Source organism: Streptomyces sp. NPDC004561, from assembly GCF_053602155.1.
In genome coordinates, this window is the sequence record NZ_JBSGDB010000189.1 from 1 (window position 1) to 15,877 (window position 15,877).

The 15,877-nt window shown below is 66.8% G+C and carries 13 protein-coding genes and 1 pseudogene; 3 read left to right on the top strand and 11 right to left on the bottom strand.

Annotated features, from left to right (window positions below; genetic code table 11):
* Nucleotides 1-72 precede the first annotated feature (72 nt).
* Nucleotides 73-378 (bottom strand): hypothetical protein, encoded by a 306-nt coding sequence (locus tag ACWEN3_RS23785; RefSeq protein WP_452974440.1) that lies wholly within the window; start codon nucleotides 376-378, stop codon nucleotides 73-75.
* A gap of 297 nt (nucleotides 379-675) precedes the next feature.
* Here ACWEN3_RS23785 and ACWEN3_RS23790 point away from each other — a divergent pair, with 297 nt between their 5' ends.
* On the top strand, nucleotides 676-1,152 hold the full coding sequence (locus ACWEN3_RS23790; RefSeq protein WP_452974442.1) for a DUF2267 domain-containing protein: 477 nt from the start codon (nucleotides 676-678) through the stop codon (nucleotides 1,150-1,152).
* A 126-nt stretch (nucleotides 1,153-1,278) separates the two neighbouring features.
* Here the strand turns inward: ACWEN3_RS23790 and ACWEN3_RS23795 are convergent.
* The 9 genes and pseudogenes from ACWEN3_RS23795 to ACWEN3_RS23835 all read right to left on the bottom strand — a co-directional run.
* Nucleotides 1,279-1,554 (bottom strand): annotated as a pseudogene (locus ACWEN3_RS23795) (MOSC domain-containing protein); the annotation flags it as partial.
* A 111-nt stretch (nucleotides 1,555-1,665) separates the two neighbouring features.
* A complete protein-coding gene (locus ACWEN3_RS23800) occupies nucleotides 1,666-3,018 on the bottom strand; it encodes a DNA cytosine methyltransferase (protein WP_452974444.1) in 1,353 nt (450 codons plus the stop codon).
* Between the two features lie 9 nt (nucleotides 3,019-3,027).
* A complete protein-coding gene (locus ACWEN3_RS23805) occupies nucleotides 3,028-4,860 on the bottom strand; it encodes a DUF6339 family protein (RefSeq protein ID WP_452974446.1) in 1,833 nt (610 codons plus the stop codon).
* A complete protein-coding gene (locus tag ACWEN3_RS23810) occupies nucleotides 4,860-5,687 on the bottom strand; it encodes a hypothetical protein (RefSeq protein WP_452974449.1) in 828 nt (275 codons plus the stop codon). Before ACWEN3_RS23810 ends, ACWEN3_RS23805 begins: the two co-directional genes overlap by 1 nt.
* A gap of 65 nt (nucleotides 5,688-5,752) precedes the next feature.
* On the bottom strand, nucleotides 5,753-7,726 hold the full coding sequence (locus ACWEN3_RS23815) for a hypothetical protein (protein ID WP_452974451.1): 1,974 nt from the start codon (nucleotides 7,724-7,726) through the stop codon (nucleotides 5,753-5,755).
* Nucleotides 7,723-8,748 (bottom strand): PD-(D/E)XK motif protein, encoded by a 1,026-nt coding sequence (locus ACWEN3_RS23820; RefSeq protein ID WP_452974453.1) that lies wholly within the window; start codon nucleotides 8,746-8,748, stop codon nucleotides 7,723-7,725. The genes ACWEN3_RS23815 and ACWEN3_RS23820 overlap by 4 nt, the downstream gene beginning before the upstream one ends.
* A complete protein-coding gene (locus tag ACWEN3_RS23825; protein WP_452974455.1) occupies nucleotides 8,745-11,300 on the bottom strand; it encodes a Z1 domain-containing protein in 2,556 nt (851 codons plus the stop codon). The genes ACWEN3_RS23820 and ACWEN3_RS23825 overlap by 4 nt, the downstream gene beginning before the upstream one ends.
* Nucleotides 11,301-11,405: 105 nt before the next feature.
* Nucleotides 11,406-11,861 (bottom strand): very short patch repair endonuclease, encoded by a 456-nt coding sequence (locus tag ACWEN3_RS23830; protein ID WP_452974467.1) that lies wholly within the window; start codon nucleotides 11,859-11,861, stop codon nucleotides 11,406-11,408.
* A 272-nt stretch (nucleotides 11,862-12,133) separates the two neighbouring features.
* Nucleotides 12,134-13,141, bottom strand: coding sequence for a hypothetical protein (locus tag ACWEN3_RS23835; protein ID WP_452974457.1), 1,008 nt, complete (start codon nucleotides 13,139-13,141; stop codon nucleotides 12,134-12,136).
* A 390-nt stretch (nucleotides 13,142-13,531) separates the two neighbouring features.
* Between ACWEN3_RS23835 and ACWEN3_RS23840 the strand changes: the two genes are divergently transcribed.
* Entirely contained in the window at nucleotides 13,532-14,320 is a 789-nt protein-coding gene (locus ACWEN3_RS23840) for a class E sortase (protein WP_452974459.1), read from the top strand.
* A gap of 69 nt (nucleotides 14,321-14,389) precedes the next feature.
* Nucleotides 14,390-15,019 carry a hypothetical protein gene (locus tag ACWEN3_RS23845; protein WP_452974462.1) on the top strand — a complete coding sequence of 210 codons (630 nt, stop codon included), beginning with the start codon at nucleotides 14,390-14,392 and terminating at the stop codon, nucleotides 15,017-15,019.
* 50 nt (nucleotides 15,020-15,069) lie between these two features.
* Here ACWEN3_RS23845 and ACWEN3_RS23850 read toward each other — a convergent pair.
* On the bottom strand, nucleotides 15,070-15,877 hold an 808-nt coding region (locus ACWEN3_RS23850), incomplete at its 5' end, for an MFS transporter (RefSeq protein WP_452974464.1).

The following is a 15,877-nucleotide window of genomic DNA, read 5'->3' on the forward strand; positions in this document are numbered from 1 at the left end:
CACCGCCCAGCTCGGCAAGCCCTATGTGTGGGGCGCCGAGGGGCCGCAGTCCTTCTCGGGAGTCGCGTGGTCCTACGCGTGACGGCGGTCGGCCACCGCCCACGAGGCCACGGCCACCGCACCGGCGACGCCGAGGACCGACGGCCAGGCGCCGACCTTCTTCGCCAGCGGGTGGGACCCGGCGAACGCGGCGACGTACGCGGCGGTCAGCGCGCCCGCGGCCTTACTGCCCGCCTGCTTGCGCCACTGCTGCGCGGCGGCGGCACCCGCGACGGCCAGGACGGCCCCACCGAGCTGCCGCTTCTTCGTCCAGCGGGCGACGCCGTAACCACCGACGAGTCCGCTCGCGGCGACGACCGCGCTGGGAACCCTGGCCATGAGTGCCTCCATCTATCCCGTATGTCCTGAACCGGGGGATACCCCCTTGTCTGTCCTGAGGCTAACGCGCAGGCCGTGACCGTGATCGACCTGAGTCCAGGCTTGTCAAGTTTCAGGCGGGACCGATGAGGACCTCGCCGTCGTCTCCGTCTGACCGTCCCACAAGTCCCGTCGGCAACACTGCCGCTCGCGATCCCCGCTTGTGCACCTCTTGGCCGCCCATCCCGCCATGCCGGCCGCATTGTGGGGTACTGGATGCCCGGTGCCACGAAGTGTCCCGGAGAAGGAGTCAGCACTATGCCTGTGACGATGCCGCAGCCGGAGACGAGATCCACCATTCCCGTACCGCCGCAGCGGGTCCGCGACAACGACTCGGCGCGCTGGGAGAACCTGACGGAGGCCGTGCGCGAGGCGGGCCAGTACCCGACGAGGGCGGAGGCGGAACGAGTCACCCGTACCGTCCTGTCGGAGTTCGGCGCCCAAGTGACCGGCGACGAGCGGGTGGCCCTGGCGCAGGCACTCCCGCGTGAGGCGGGCTGGGTGATCGCATCCCGGATCCCAGCGACCCACCCCCTGACGGCACCGGAGTTCGTGGAGTCGGTGGCCACCCGTATCAACGGCTCGACCCCGGCGACGGCCCGCTGGCACGTCGGCTCCGTGCTCACCGTCCTGTCCGCACAGCTGGGCGAGCCCCTGACGACCCGCGTCCTCCGCCAACTGCCCTCCGGCTACGCCCTCCTGTTCGGCCGAGCAGACCTGGCCCCGACGCCGTAGCCGTACGCCACACCGGGCGCCGCGCGGCACCTGCCCAGAACGGCGCCCGGCCACCGTGGCCGCACGACGCGGCCGAACCGGTCAGACCCGCTTGAGCGTCCGATGAGGCCCCTCGGAAGCGTGACCCGGGACCGAGCAGATCGATCCCCCGGGTGGAGATGTTCTCGCCCAACTCCCCGACCTCGACGCGGAACCTGGCCTCCGCGACCTCCGCGAACAGTTCCTCATGCATGAGGTGCACCTGTGCAGATTCGGCTGCGCCGGATCCTGCCTCACCCGAAACCGATGCTTCACGGTCACCCCGGCATGCACATCCCCCTCCACACCGAGCCCGGCAAGCAACCTGATGCTGCCCCGATTCGGCTTGGCGAAGGAGTACTCCCGCTCTGCGTCACTGGGCACGTTTGATGGCCCCACGAAATCTGCTACTGCCTCAAATCCATTCCGAGGCAGTAGCAGAGCGACAGGTGCTGGCCGATAAAGCTCATGGCTGTCGCGCAAAGAGGGCGAGATTTAAGCGTGAAGATAGCTGTATATTGACGCGGCAATCGCCTTGCCGAGAGGAATCGGGACTGCATTTCCAATTTGCGTGGCGATCTCGGTCTTTGAGCCGCACCAGCGGAAGCCTAGTGGGAACCCTTGAATTCTGGCGGCTTCGTAGTGCGTGATGGGCCGGGCCAGTTCCGGGTGCAGGTAGCGGCCCTTCTCCGGCTTGAAGAACTCTGTGCGAATGGTGACCGAAGGCTCTCCGTACCGGAGTCGGCCCATGACGTCACCGGTGCCGGTGTTGTGGTTGTCCCAGCTCGTCGTCGAAAGGTATCCGACGGGTGTTCTCACGCCTGGGGGATTTGGTGTGTCGAAGACGTGGATCTCGTTGAACTCATCGACGGTGTACCACTTGTCGCGGAGGTCCTTCCTGTTCCCGCCCGCGGGGATGGCGCGATAACGTGCTCTGGAGAGGGCCTCCGGGTTTCGACCGAAGTGCAGATCGGATGTGGTGAAGATACCGGGCTGTACGCAATTTACTTCGGGAATGAACTCTTTCCCGTCCGGGAGTTCGGTTCCCCGTAGCGGGCGCGCCGCTGATTCGGTAAAAATGTCGTCCACGGGCTGCCAGTACGACATCCCTGCGCCCAACCCGTCAAGCGGCTGGGCGGAGGTGATGTGCAGACGCCTTGGTCGTCGATGGTGTGTTCTAACGGGATACGCCAGCGTTCGACCGTTTTCGAGATCGCGGCGAACGCCGATGACAACGGCGCGACGACGTGCTTGGGCTGCTCCGTAATCGGCCGAGTTGAGCAGGTAGCGCTTGATTTTCGTTTCGTCGGTGTCGGACGGGGTGTGGCCGGGTGGATCCACCAGGCGGTACTCGGAAAGTTTGCCGCCCGCCTCGACCTCGTTGAGTAGATTGCGAAACTCGTCAGACTTCAGGAAGCGGTCGACGTTCTCGATGACGAATACCTTGGGGCGGACCTCGGCAACGATTCTGACGTAGTCTTCCCAGAGACGATTGCGCTCACTGCCCCTTTTGTTGCGGTTCAACGCTGAGAATCCTTGGCATGGCGGACCTCCGACAATCACGTCGGCGTGGAGAGCTTCCGGCGTCGGTTGCCACTCCTCGATGTCGCCCACGTGGACGCGAGCAGCGGGGATCCGCTGCTCGCGCCGGAGCATTCCGAAGTTCACGGCGTACGTGGCAGCTGCGGCGACATTGTGCTCGACGGCCGCGATGCTGTGGAAGACGGGCCTGTCCGCTTCCCCTGCTGCGGGCCGAAACTCGTGGAATCCCTGAGTGAAGCCGCCGCAGCCGCTGAAAAGATCGACGACTGTGATGGGATCGAGAGCAGCGGGACGGGGTGTGACCATGGGGCGATCTTAGCCTCGGAGTGCGGCGGCGATGGCGAGACCTACAGCGGTTGCCAGGGGCGGCGGCATCGCGTGCCCCACCTGACGATACCGGGACGTCTTGCCACCCTTGAGCTTCCAGTCGGAAGGGAAGGACTGGATCATCGCGGCTTGTTCCACTGTGAGCTTGGGCTCTTCGTCGACCGGGAAGTCCGGCCCAGGCGGTTCGTCACCGAGGCTGTTGCCGTTTACACCCAATGTGGCCCACGCCTTCTTGCTGCCAGTGGGGCCCAGGTCGGCGCCACCTCGCCGGTCCGAACCTCCGATCAGCGCAGGGGCGATGCGGTCCGCCCTGCTGATCCACTCCGCCGCTCCCGGCCAACCGTTGGCAGACATGGACGGGCCGAGTACCTGACCGACGGTCGGCGCCGGCGCTCCACTCGGCGTGGGCCAGGTGAAACGCTCGAAGTAGGGCGCCTGAAGAGCGATGAGGAAGCCGCTCTTCCGGTTCTGTGGGACGCTGAAATCGGCAGCGTTGAGTACCTTCCAGGTTGAGCGTAGACCCACCTTGAGCAGTTCATGTTCGATCCAGACGCGATCCGTTTCGAATTCGGGATCGTCGACAAGGTCGGGAACGTTCTCGAAGAGCACAGCCTTCGGCTTGATCTCACAAGCCAACGAGATCGCTGCGCGCAGCACTCGACGTTCCTCGGTGTCTTCGGCCCGACCGGCAGTCGCAGACGACTTGACACGCGGCAGGCCACCGCTGACGAGATCGACTCCGATGATGTCAGGACGCATGCCGGGATGGAATTGAAGGACATCCATGCAGATGATGTCCCATTGAGGGCGGTTCAGCTCCATGGTGAAACAGGCGTCTGCCTTGGTCTCTATGAGCATTACCGGGTTGAACCCGGCACGTTCGAGGCCAAGTGCCTGTGCGCCCGCGCCGGCGCACATCTCCAAGGAGCTGAACCGCCGAGTGCCGGCTCGTGTTGTGGGGAGGTATTCGAGGTTCGGCTGGTTACGCTGTACCGGGACCACCGAATGGGAGGTCTCGTGGACATGGTTCAGCGGGCGCTCCTCGCGGGCGTCCACAACCGTTCCTTGGTTGAGACGCTGTGCTTCGACGGACTCGTGGGCGACGGCGCGCAACTCGTCATCGAGTGCCCACTCCTCGATTCCATCAAAGAGTACGAATGGGGCGAGCCGAAGCAGTCGCTTGAGGAAATCGCGGAGCGTGTCGCGTTCGTTCAGACCTCTGAGATCCAAGTCCTTCCAGACACGCAGGATTGCGCGGACCAGGTGCGGGCTTCCGCCGAGCGCGGCGCGTCGGGCGTAGATCTGGTCGAATGCGGCCTCACCGAGAATCTTGAGGGCAGCGTACGGCTCCGGATCGTCGGACGAGCGCACGAGTTGGGCGCGCCACCAAAGCCGGCCGAACACGTGCCGCGTGAGGTCTGTGCCGAGAACGCGGTCCTTTGGCGGCTGGGGGTAGCGCCAGAAGGCAACGTCCGGGAGCAGGGCCAATGCCAGGAAGGCCCAAACGTCCCGGGAGGCGGCTTCAGCGGGCACCATGCCCATCTCGGCGTGGAGCAGTGCAGCCAATTGCAGGTCGAACTCCGCGTTGCGCGTCCGGTCGGAGTCGTCGGGGAAGCCTGCCTGCTTCGCCAGGTCGAGAACGCTTGCCCGCAGTTCAAGAAGTTGATTGGGAGAGACGCGGTCACCGCCGGTGGCCACGTAGACCGCCGAGTCGTGGGTGGCCGCCACTCGAGCGGACAATTCCGCAACAGTCAACTGCCTGTACTCGTCGAAGAGAGGTCTCGCCTGCTCGGCGAGGAGTCGAGGGTAGAGGAAGCTCATCACGACACCTCGAAGATTCGTACGGCAGCTTGCATGTCTGACGCGAACAAGGCGGGCGACTGCCGTTGACGCAGGCGTACGTCAGTGATCGACTGTCCGGGAAAGAGCTGATCGAACAGGCTGAGCAGCGTGGCACCCAGTGAACCGTCCGGGAAGTCGGCGTCCTCGGCGAAGTCGTCATCAGCGAGGGCGTGCTCGATCATGATCCTGGCCGCATCCGCGTAGACGGCGGAGAGGACGATGCGGTCGACGGGGCGGGGCCTGGCCGCATTCTCGAACGCTGTTGCCGTGACCGTGTTTCGCTCGTTCACCAGCAGGAGCAGGGCCCCCATCGTGGCGTGATCCATGCCGCCGCTGATCTGCAGGTGCCATGCTGCGTCGTCCGGAAACGACGTACGGGCGAAGTCGATGACGGCCATCGGGAATTGCGGTGCGTCTCCCTGGAGTCGCAGCTCTGCGCGGTCGCTCCAAAGCACTGACCCTGCACGCCGTGGTGACGAAGGGCGGGCGTCGCTCCGCCGCTCGGCCAGTACAAGAGCGGTGTCCAGTAGAAGTAGCCCGCCGAGATCCGTACCACGCAGAAGCACATCGAACTCCGCGGTGATGATGCCGGCTCCGGTCAAGCGCATGTGCTGCGACGGACCGCTCAGGTTCGAGCCGGTGGCAGTCCACACGGCGGAGAGCAGGAGAGAGGCGTCGTCCGGCAGGCCCGATTGCCGGCGAGCGAGGTCCAGATCGATGCGGACGGTTCTCCGCACACGAAGATCCATGTGGTAGTCCCAGTCCGGAAGTGCCTCCGGCAGGGCCACCTCGCCGTCCTCGACCATGAGTCGCCATGCCTCGGCAACGACAACGTCCTCCGACGGGACACGGTAAGGAAGGACGCGTCGAGTCACGGGTTCCTCACCGCCTCGACCTTGATACCGATTTCGGTCATCGTGTCCGGCGCCGGCCGTACGACGGCGCGCCAAATGGAGTCGCTGCCTTCGAGCACCTGCGGATCGGAGGTGTACAAGCGGCCTCCGTCATCCTCCCAACCGACCAACTCGGGCATGCTGGCACCGATGGGTGGATCCGTCTCGCGTCCACCGGTCCCCGGAAGAGTGACCGCAAGGTCGATGCGTACGCGCTGGGGTCCCGGTACGGGAAGTCGGAACTCCTGAATCAGCACTGCGCTGTTCCCGCGGTCGTCGTAGTACGGATCGCCGATGTACTGCACACGCGGTCGGCGCGGCACGGCGCCGCCACCGGAGGATTCCGAGCCCCCGGAGAGCGATTGCTCACTCGTGTCGTGGGGACCGACGCCGTTGCTCATACCCGAATCGACCGCCGAGGGTGTCCGTACCGGACGGCCTGTAGTCCGAGGTTCCACATCGGCGTCCGACTTGGTGCCGCGCGTTGAGGTGCTGCCGGGCTTGGAGTAGGCCGTGGCTCCACCGATTCCCCACGCACCGCCCACCAGGCCCGAGAACATCGAACTGGCAGCGCCCAGTGCCACGTTGCTCGCACCCGGACGTGTCACACCCCGGAGGGCCAGCAGTCCTTCCAGAGCTTCGTTGATGCGCCGGAAAGTCGTCTGCACGAAGGTGCTTTCCGGCCTTTCGAGGGAATGCGGGTTCCAGGCGTCGTGCGTGGGTGGTTCCGCCTTCGCGTAGATGTCGTCCATTGCCTCGTCCGCACGGAAGACACCGGCGTAGCCCTGATTCGCGCTGGGCGGCTTCGGCCCCGGATGGTAGGTGACTACCAGCTCGGCCGGACGCATCAGGCAGACATGATGGATGAGGTCTTCGATGTCCAGCATGCCCGAGGCCCTGGTGGGGGCGAGTGGCGGCATGATGCGCTTCACCAGGCCCAGCCGACCCAAGTGACGTTTGGGCTTGAGGCATTGGAGGTCGGTGCCGTTCGAACCCGCCATCTCTTCGTACGCGGCGACGAACATGTTCAGCGGGCGCGTGCTCCGAGGATCGGGCACCGGATGCGGGACACCGTCACGGGTGACCGAGAAACGCATGGCCGGAGTTCTACCGGTGGCACTGATCATCTTGGGCCAAAGATGCCAGGCGATGGTTTCACCGAGATAGTCCGCTGCTGCTTCCGGACTTTCGAGTTCGTCAAGGTTGGGATCAATGACAACGACGGTCGTACCGGTCTCGTGTGCGCCGAAGGCCCTGAGGCCGAGGTGTTGAGCGGTGGTCTCGGCCGCCACGCCGAGAAGTGGCTCCACGACGCTGCCCGAAGTGTCGCCCCACCAGTGCCTACCCGTGTAGCGACGCCGGCCCTGGTTTTCCAGAGCCACATAGCTGTTCCACAAGGTGCAACCGATGAGACGGGTCTCGTACCCTCCCTGCGGTGTGCGGCAGCGGGTGTGGACCAGCACTGTTCCAGGCTTGGAGAGCATGTAGAAAATGCCTTTGCCGAAGCCGTAGGTGCCGCCACCCAGCGCCGTGTCCCGTGGCTCCCCGATATTGCGGATGAACGAGACGAAGTCGCGCTCGGGACCCACGGCATCGTCTGCACGGGTCGGTCCCCCGAGCCCGCGAGTGCCGCGATCGGACACCGCCAATACCCGGATCGAGCCGTGCTTGAGCGTTTCCCGGAGCGGAAAATTGTTGCCGCTGGGAGCGCCGGCAAGCAGCAGTTCCCGCCACGCGCCGGTGTGGGCGGGACCGACTGTCCAGATGTCGATGCGGTAGTCGACCGGAACGTCGGACTTGGGAAGGCGGGCATCCCAGCTGTTCTGAGCGGACTCGCGCACAAGGACGGTGAGCTGGTCCAGTTCCGGACGACCCAACTGGTTGCGGATGCCTTCGGCGGCGCTGGCACCTTCAGGGGGATAGGGCTGGGAGAACCACTTGGGCCCGGTCACACGGACTCCCGGATCAGAGCATCGAGTACTTGAACTGCTTCATCGGCGGTCATGAGCGCCGGTATGTCGGGGGACAGGTCGATCGTGTACTCGACATCCAGAACGGATACCTGCACGCCTGCGTCGAGAAGCGTCTGTGTCGTCAGCCGCGGAAAGCCGGGCCCTACCCTGTACCACCGCTCTTCGACGACCACAAAGCGGATGTTTCGGTACTTGTCTGCGTCGACGGGGCGATAGCCAGTTGCAGCGAGCATCTCTAGGAGAGCACTCTCGTCGTCGCATGAATGAAGCGTCTGCTCCAGCAGCTCCAAGAACCCGAGTCCGGCATCACTCGCGCCGGGCACGCCCAACCGGAACCAGACCAGACAGAGCGTTCCACCCGTGGGAGCATCGAGTTGGTCGAGCCCGTGTATCCGGGGCTTTCGACTTCCGGCCACGCCACTTGCCTTGACCTCCACAGCCGTCTTCTCGGCCGCGAAGTCGTGCGGGTGCCCTTCAGGTCCTCGCCAAGTCCGGTGAGCACTGGAGTCGCGCGCAAGGAGACGGCTCAACACCAGCAGTTCGCCGAACAGGCCGGCGATCTGTTCGGGCCTGAGCGGAGCATTCTGTGACTGGAAGAGAGCCTTCCAGCGGTCAAGGACTCCGTAGAGGGCCTTGACCGGATTCTCGGGGAGCGTAGCGACCGCATCCAACACATCAACGCACAGGTCCGTGAACAGGTCGTTGAGATCAGTACGCAGGCAGGCGAGATCGGCGTACGTCTGGTAGGTCTCGTCGTCCTCCAACGGCCGTTTGCGCAGTCGGAGTACGGGGCCGTCGAGGTTGGTCCGTATCTTCCGGTGGGTCTGCACCGGCACCAGCACGTGGCGACAGCCCTCATGGTCGACGCCCGCGGCCAGGGCCCCCTGGGCCGTCACCACCGGAAGCTGTGACACGCGCAGGCGATGCTCATCTGTGGTCTGCTCGGCTTCGAGCGCCACCCAGTGCCTTTCGACCAAGGCGCGGAAGGCCTCGTGGTTCACGCGTCTTCGCCCTCGACGAGCAGACTGTAGTCCTCGTCCTCGATGCGCACACCCGAGAGATCGGCAGAGATGTACTTCTCCACCGTGCTGTCCTCATGCCGGGGCTCGGGGAAGACGAGGCCAACGCCGATGACGTCTTCTTCGGCGTTCAGCGGGGCGCGGCGCTGCTTCGACGGGCTGGGCGCGGACATCCTGTCGATCGGATAGAGAACCAGCAGCCCAGTGTCGGGGAGGAGCTCACGGCGCTTGTCCATGATGCCCTTCTCGTTCAGCTTCGCCGCGTCGCCGTCCAGGTCCACAGCGGCATCACGGCGGCTCATCAGGGTCTTGATGTCGGCGAAATGCGGATCGGGATGGGGTACGACGAGACGGGCACGAGTGCTGAGGCCAACAGTGATACCGCGGCCGAAGTTGAAGGGGTCACCGCTGGGGTTGCCGACGATCGCCACATTCCATCGGCGGAGAGAGCCGGCCGCTCGGATCCGCTTCTGGATGTAGCCGATGATCAGGTCTGCGTCGTTCTCGGGTGATTTGTCGTGGAACTTGTAGCAACCCAGAAAGTCGGTGACGGCATCATGGGGTACGCCACGGAAGACGTAGCGCCCTTCCGTCGACCGGTCCTCGGTGCGGACGGCATTCGAGAGAGAGGTGGCCACCAGGTTGCGTGCCGCGTCGATGTTCCCGCGAAGCCAGTCCGCGTCGGTGCGGAAGTAGTGTGTCTGGACTCGCGTGCCACCGTAGGCAGAGGCTGCTACGACGGCATCGCGCATCTTGGCCGCCGCAGTGACACGGAGTGCCGGGTGTGTGCGTAGACGTACGGCAAAGGTGAGGGGGGTCTCGGCTTCGGTCATGTACTTGTCGATGTCTCGACGCATTTCCGTCTCGACGGTGGCCAGGTGCCGGAACCACTCGGCCAACTCGTCGGTCATCCAGATCCTAGGCAGATCCGCGTAGCCGTTCCTGAAGCCGAACCAGCGCCCCATCTGCAGCAGGGTGTCGTAGGCAGAGACGGCGCGGACGAAGTAGCTTACCGACAGCCCTTCGAGGGTGAGTCCGCGGGAAAGCGTGTTGCCTCCGACTGCGATGGCCACTACGGGGCCGTTCTCGTAGTCGAGTCGATCCTCGCTGCTGGAGTTGTCCATGATGATGCGGCAACTTTGAAGCACGCCGGACAGTTCGGCCCTCAAGTCGTCGAAGGCGACCTTCTTCTCGCCGAACTCCTCGGCAGGCACACGCGCGGTCTCCTCGTCCCAGAGGTCACGCAACCGGGAGAGGAAGCCCTGGTCGGCGAGCGACTGAGCGGCACCCTCCAGCAAGCGTTCCAACGGTCGCTTGAAGCTGTTGTGCACAGATGTGTTGACACTGGTGTGAATCAGCATCGTGCTGTGCGGGTTTCCCCTGCGGTGTACACGACGAGCCGCCGTGGCCAGCCAGAAATACTCGACGGCTCTGCGGAGCGTGTCGGTGATGACAGGCTCGAAGCCCTCGACGTCGGCCTTGCTCACCGGACGGACGCACGCCACGTCGTCGTCGGGCACGGAACGGATCATGTCGTATCCGTCGTCGACCAGTTCGGGGTCCTCGCCGTCGAGCGCATAGCGGCCGAATAGGACCTCCGTCCCGAAATGTCCATCGGGCTTCGGAAGGTTCACGACGAAATCGCGGGGATACAGATCCTCCGCACTCGGATCGATGAGCAGGTTCGCGAAGGGGGACGCCGTGTAGCCCACGTAGGCGGACCGCGGGAGACTGCTCATGATGTTGAGAATCAGCGGGTTGATGGATTTCGTCGCAACCGTTGCCTGGTCGGCCTCGTCGTCGATGATCAACGCCGGGCAGTCCTGCAAGTAGTCCGCTGCCTTCTCCAGCCACCGCGCCAGCTTGCGCAGCACCGTGGCGTTCTTCTTGACCACGCACAGCACGTGCGTCTTGTTGCTCTTCCCGAAGTAGGAGGCCGGATTCTCCTGCGGAGTGAAGTCCTTGTCCAGGCCGGTCAGTTGTGACCACATGGTGGGGTTGGGTTCCACGAGTTGCTGGACCAGGCGGGCCTGGGTCTGGCGTCGAAGGCCGTTGTGGATGCCGGCCAGCACGATGAAGAGCTTGTAGCCACGGTCGGCCGCCTTGGCCATGACGGACGTGAAGTTCGTCGTCTTCCCGGACTGCACATAGCCCACGACCAGACCCCGAGTGGAGAAGGACTTCTCCTTCGGGTGGTTCAGCAGCGAGACGACGCGCGTCGAGGAGTCGTCGAGATTCCTGATGGCGGGTTCATCGGGCCAGCCGTCCTTGCGCAGCAGCCCGACAATCGCCGGCCAACACTTGTCCTTGTCCTGGGGGCCCGTGTACCACGTGTCGCGGTTTCCAAGGACGACGGCGTGAGGCTCTTCGAGTTCCTTGATGCGTATCGTCTGCTGCTCATGACGTTCCCGGATCTCCTTGACGATCTCCGGGCTGACGCCCAGCATCTCCAGCCGCTTGACCGCTTCGGACGGGGGAAAGGTGTCCAAGAGTGCCTTGAAGGTGTCATACATGCCATCGAACTCGTCGGTCATGGATCCGACCGCCCCCCGCTCCCGCTCGTCAAGTGCCCGGACCGATACGCCGGGAAGCTCTGATACCGGGCCACGGCACAGAGTAGCCTTTACAAGGCCTACACATTATTCCGTCAGATCGTTGTCCCTACCAAGGACAGTGTCCTGATTGATGCCTGGCGCAGCACCCGCCCGACCTTCGAGGTGTGACCGTCCGGGCGTCACCGACTGGGCGATCCGACGCGCCACGTCGTCCGGGGATTCGTGCTCCCAGAATCGCAACACCGTCCAGCCTGCGGCCGACAGATGCTCCGTCGTTTCCAGGTCGCGCGCCATGTTCTTGTCCAGCTTGGCTCGCCACCACGCAGCGTTGGCCTTCGGATGCGTCGCGTGCTCGGGGCAGCCGTGCCAGAAGCAGCCGTCCATGAAGATCGCGACCTTGGCCTTGGTGAAGACGATGTCGATCGTGCGTCGAGGCATGCCCGGTACCGGCAGGTTCACGCGATAGCGCAGCCCCGCAGCGTGAAGGAGTCGGCGGACCGCAACCTCGGGGGCCGTGTCGCGTGATCCCTGTCGGCTCATGCGAGCGGAGACGGCGGCGGAGGAAGGCAAGGCGTGTGACACGCCAGCATTCTGCCGGCGCAGGTTGAACGGTGCGCTTCCGTCCGGAAGGAAAGGCCCCCGGAGCGAAGCTGCGGTTCGATTCTGCCGGCCCACGCGGGCGCCGGATCGGACGCAGCGGTGCGTCCTGCAGTAGAGGAACGGGCCGGGCCCACCGCTTCTCGGCGTCGAGATGCTCCCACCGCCTGCCTCAATCGCGCGTCCGCTTCCTCCCGCATCGGCCGGTTTCGTCCTTATGCGCCGTGGCAGGCCTCGTACCCCTCTGTCGACCCGCACCAGCACTCCGACCCCCGCTGCGGAGGCCAAGCCACCGCCCGTCCCCGGGCCGCCAGCGTCGTCGCGTACTGCGGGAGCAGGGTCGCGTCGGACGGGGAGGAGCCCTCGGACGCTGCGAAGGCCTCGTAGGAGGGGACCGTGCCGGTGACGATGCCGAGGTTGCCCGTGCCGGAGGAGGAGAGTTCGCGGAGGGAGGACTCTATGGTCGACAGGTGGGACTCGTGGGACGGGTACTCCACGGTGAGGGTCGGGTAGGCCGACAGGAGTTCCGACAGTTCCGGGGCCGGCCAGTGGAGGATCGCCACCGGGAAGGGGCGGGAGAGGGCCTCCCGGTAGGCGCCGAGTTCGGCTCGCAGGCGGGAGATCTCGGCCTGGAGCTCGGCCGGGTTGTCGGAGCCGAGGGACCAGACGCGCTTGGGGTCGTGGAGCTCGTCCAGGGAGACCGGGGCGGTGTGGAGGGTGTCGGCGAGGGTGTCCCAGTCGTCGTGGGCGAGGCCCCGCATACGGCGGACGCGGTGGCGGCCGTAGAGGAGGGGGTGGGTGGCGGGCGAGGGCTCCGCGGAGTCCAGCAGCAGGCTCACCGCCTCCGTGAACGTCTCCTCCGCCGCCTCCAGCTCGTCGTGGGCCTCCAGGGCCTCGGCGATGATCACCCAGGGGGCCGGATCGCGGGGGGCCGTGGTGCGCAGGCCGTCGATGATCGCCCTGGCCTCCGCCTCGTGGTCGTACTCCCACAGGTTCGACGCCTTCAGGGCGCGGACCAGAGCGGGGTCGTCCAGCCCCTCGGCGGACGACAGCAGGCGGTCGTAGAGCGCGGTGGCCGCGGGGCGGTCGCCGGACAGTTCCAGGTGGGCCGCTGCCCTCAGGAGCAGGGCCTCGGAGTCCTCGGGGTACAGCCCGGCGGTCCGCTCCAGGCGTGCCGCTTCGGCGGTGTGGTCGACGTTCTCGGCAGGCGTGTCGGGGCGCATGGTGGACACCGTACTGCCGAGCGGTGACAGAGGGAGGCAAGGGTGCGGCTTCCGGTCGGCACCTCCGGCTCCGGCGGGCCCGCCTCGGCCGTCACTCCGTTCACCTGGGGTGTCTGCGCCGACTCTCCGTGAAGGGGACCGAGAGGGATTTTCGGAATGGTGGGGGTCCGAGTGCGCGGGGGCGGAGGTCGTCTGCGCCCGTCCTGGCCGTGTTCGGGCATGGCACCGGGCCGGTCGAGCCGTCGGTCGGTGAAGGGAACCTGCCGGCCGTCACGATCACCCCGGAATCCGTTGTGGAAGCGGTTCGCGGGCGCCGGTTCCCTTGCAGCTATGGCCAGTTGGCGGTGGTGCGCCTATCGTGCGGGCGGCTCCGGTGGAGGTGGTGCGCGGATGCGGGGTGTGGCGGGCGTGCGGGTCGTGGGGCACGGCGACCGGCGCAGGCGTGCCCGGCGCAGACGGGTGGTGTGGGGCGGGGGCGAGGTGCTCGTCACCGTGGGGGTGCTGCTCATGCTGCTCGTCGTGCACCAGCTGTGGTGGACCAACCGGGAGGCGCGGCGCGGGGCCGAGCGGAAGGTGGAGGCGCTGGAGCGGGAGTGGGGGAGCGGTGGCACCCGGGCGGCCGCCGGTTCCGGTACGGGAGGCGCCGGTGCGACCTCGGCACCGGATCCGGCCGGCTCCACGGCGCCCGCCCCGCGGCGGTCGTACACCGCGGTGGCCGTCGTGCGGCGCTCCCGGGCCTACGCCGTCCTCACCATCCCCCGGCTGGGGATCCGTGTCCCCGTCGCCGAGGGTGTGAGCAAGGCGGACGTCCTCAACAAGGGGTACGTCGGTCACTACCCGGGGACGCAACAGCCGGGCCAGGCGGGCAACTTCGCGCTCGCCGGGCACCGGAACGCGCACGGCGAGCCGTTCCGGTACCTGCCTCGGCTGCGGCGGGGCGACGACATCGAGGTGGAGACGGGGACGGCGACGTACACGTACGACGTCGACAAGGTCCTGCCGCAGACCTCGGCCATGGACTCGGGGGTCGTCCGGCCCGTCCCGCGCTCCCTCGTGCGGCCCGGGTACGGGTACGACGAGCCGGGCTACTACATCACCCTCACCACCTGCACGCCCGAGTTCACCTCGCGGTACCGGATGGTGGTGTGGGGAAGGCTGGTGTCGATGCGGCCCCGCTGAGCCCGTCGCCCTCACCCCGGAACCCGCCTCGGTACTCTGGGCGCGACGATCAGCAGGAGGGGGCCCCGCATGTCCGACGAGCCGGTCGGCAGGACCGATGACGGCGAGGACGACCCGCCCTGGATCGTCGCTGTCTGCCCCGTGACCCCCGAACTCGCCGCGCGGATCGTGGAGATGGCGGAGGTGGACTGGGCCGATCACGCGGCCGGTGAGCGGGCGGTGGCCGCGGCGGGCTGGGAGTGCACCGGGGACTGTGCGGGAGAGTTCGACGAGAAGTGCCACAGTCCGGCAGGGCACTTGGTGTACGGCGACGACTGCTTCGCGATGCCCTTCGCGTACGAGTACTACGTGCACCCGGACGGGGCCATCGCGGAGGACTGCTGGAGCACGCTGCCCGGCTGGCACGGGATCGTCGAGGGGCCGGGCGGCACGTTCGGCGCCCAACTCGACGCGGTGGCCGAGACGTTCGGCGCGCTGCTCGGGCCGCCGGATCACGACGTGACCCACGAGCGGCGGCCCGAGCTGGACCACGAGTGGCGGTACCGGGCCTGGCGGCGCGGTGACAACGTCCTGGTCGTGGCGCCCGGGCTCGACGGGTTCTCCTACGCGCAGTTCGAGCACGCCTTCGTGCAGATCCTGCGTCTGCCGGCGGACGCGCCGTTCCCGGCGGCCCGGGAGCTGCCCGACTTCTGCTGGTGACCAGTGCTGCGACCAGAAAGGTTCACCGGCTCGCGACGCCCGGCACGGCACTAGCCCCGGTCGCGCAGCGCCATCACGCTCACGGCTCCGACGACCGCCAGCACCGCCGACACCAGCAGGGCGATGTTCGCGCCCCGGGCCAGGCCGCCGGCGGAGGTGGCGAGGGCGATGGTGAGGGCGACGCCGGCGCAGGAGCCGATGTAGCGGAAGGTCTGCTGGGCGCCGGAGCCCATGGCGGCGCGCTCGCGCGGGACCGACTCGACGACGAGGAGCGGGAGCGCCCCGTTGAGCAGGCCGCTGCCCACACCGCCGAGGATCAGGCCGGGCAGCAGCCGGGTCCAGGAGCCGGAGCCGAGGGCGCCGAGCATGGTCAGTACGGCGATCGTGTGCAGGGCGAAGCCGAGGGCGAGCTGCGAGCGCGGCTGGACCCGTCCGGCCAGGTGCTTGACCTGGAGGGCGACCGCGAAGCTCAGTCCGGACCAGAGCAGGAACAGCCAGGCCGTGGCCAGCGGTGACAGACGCAGCGTCTGCTGGAGCAGCGCCGGCAGGAAGCTGAACATGCCGATCACCGCGAGGCCGGTGAACAGGCCGCCCGCCGAGGAGGCCAGGAAACGGGGGCGGCGCAGCAGGCCGAGGTCGATCATCGGGGTGCGGGTCCGGCGTTCCACCGCCGCGAACACGGCGACCAGGAGGACCGCCGCCGCGAGGAGCAGGCCCACCGGCGCGCGCAGCCAGCCGTCCCGGCCCAGGGTCAGGGCGGCGACCAGGGCCACCAGGGCGAGGCCGAAGGCGAGTGCGCCGAGCCCGTCCAGCTGGGGCGAGGGACGTCCTGGAGCTGGCCCGCATCCCGGACACCAC

Excerpts from the sequence above, each read along its gene's own strand:
- ACWEN3_RS23785 (WP_452974440.1), bottom strand. The coding sequence starts at position 378 with ATGGCCAGGGTTCCCAGCGCGGTCGTCGCCGCGAGCGGACTCGTCGGT.
- ACWEN3_RS23790 (WP_452974442.1), top strand. The coding sequence starts at position 676 with ATGCCTGTGACGATGCCGCAGCCGGAGACGAGATCCACCATTCCCGTA.
- ACWEN3_RS23800 (WP_452974444.1), bottom strand. The coding sequence starts at position 3,018 with ATGGTCACACCCCGTCCCGCTGCTCTCGATCCCATCACAGTCGTCGAT.
- ACWEN3_RS23805 (WP_452974446.1), bottom strand. The coding sequence starts at position 4,860 with ATGAGCTTCCTCTACCCTCGACTCCTCGCCGAGCAGGCGAGACCTCTC.
- ACWEN3_RS23810 (WP_452974449.1), bottom strand. The coding sequence starts at position 5,687 with ATGGTCGAGGACGGCGAGGTGGCCCTGCCGGAGGCACTTCCGGACTGG.
- ACWEN3_RS23825 (WP_452974455.1), bottom strand. The coding sequence starts at position 11,300 with ATGACCGACGAGTTCGATGGCATGTATGACACCTTCAAGGCACTCTTG.
- ACWEN3_RS23830 (WP_452974467.1), bottom strand. The coding sequence starts at position 11,861 with ATGAGCCGACAGGGATCACGCGACACGGCCCCCGAGGTTGCGGTCCGC.
- ACWEN3_RS23835 (WP_452974457.1), bottom strand. The coding sequence starts at position 13,141 with ATGCGCCCCGACACGCCTGCCGAGAACGTCGACCACACCGCCGAAGCG.
- ACWEN3_RS23840 (WP_452974459.1), top strand. The coding sequence starts at position 13,532 with ATGCGGGGTGTGGCGGGCGTGCGGGTCGTGGGGCACGGCGACCGGCGC.
- ACWEN3_RS23845 (WP_452974462.1), top strand. The coding sequence starts at position 14,390 with ATGTCCGACGAGCCGGTCGGCAGGACCGATGACGGCGAGGACGACCCG.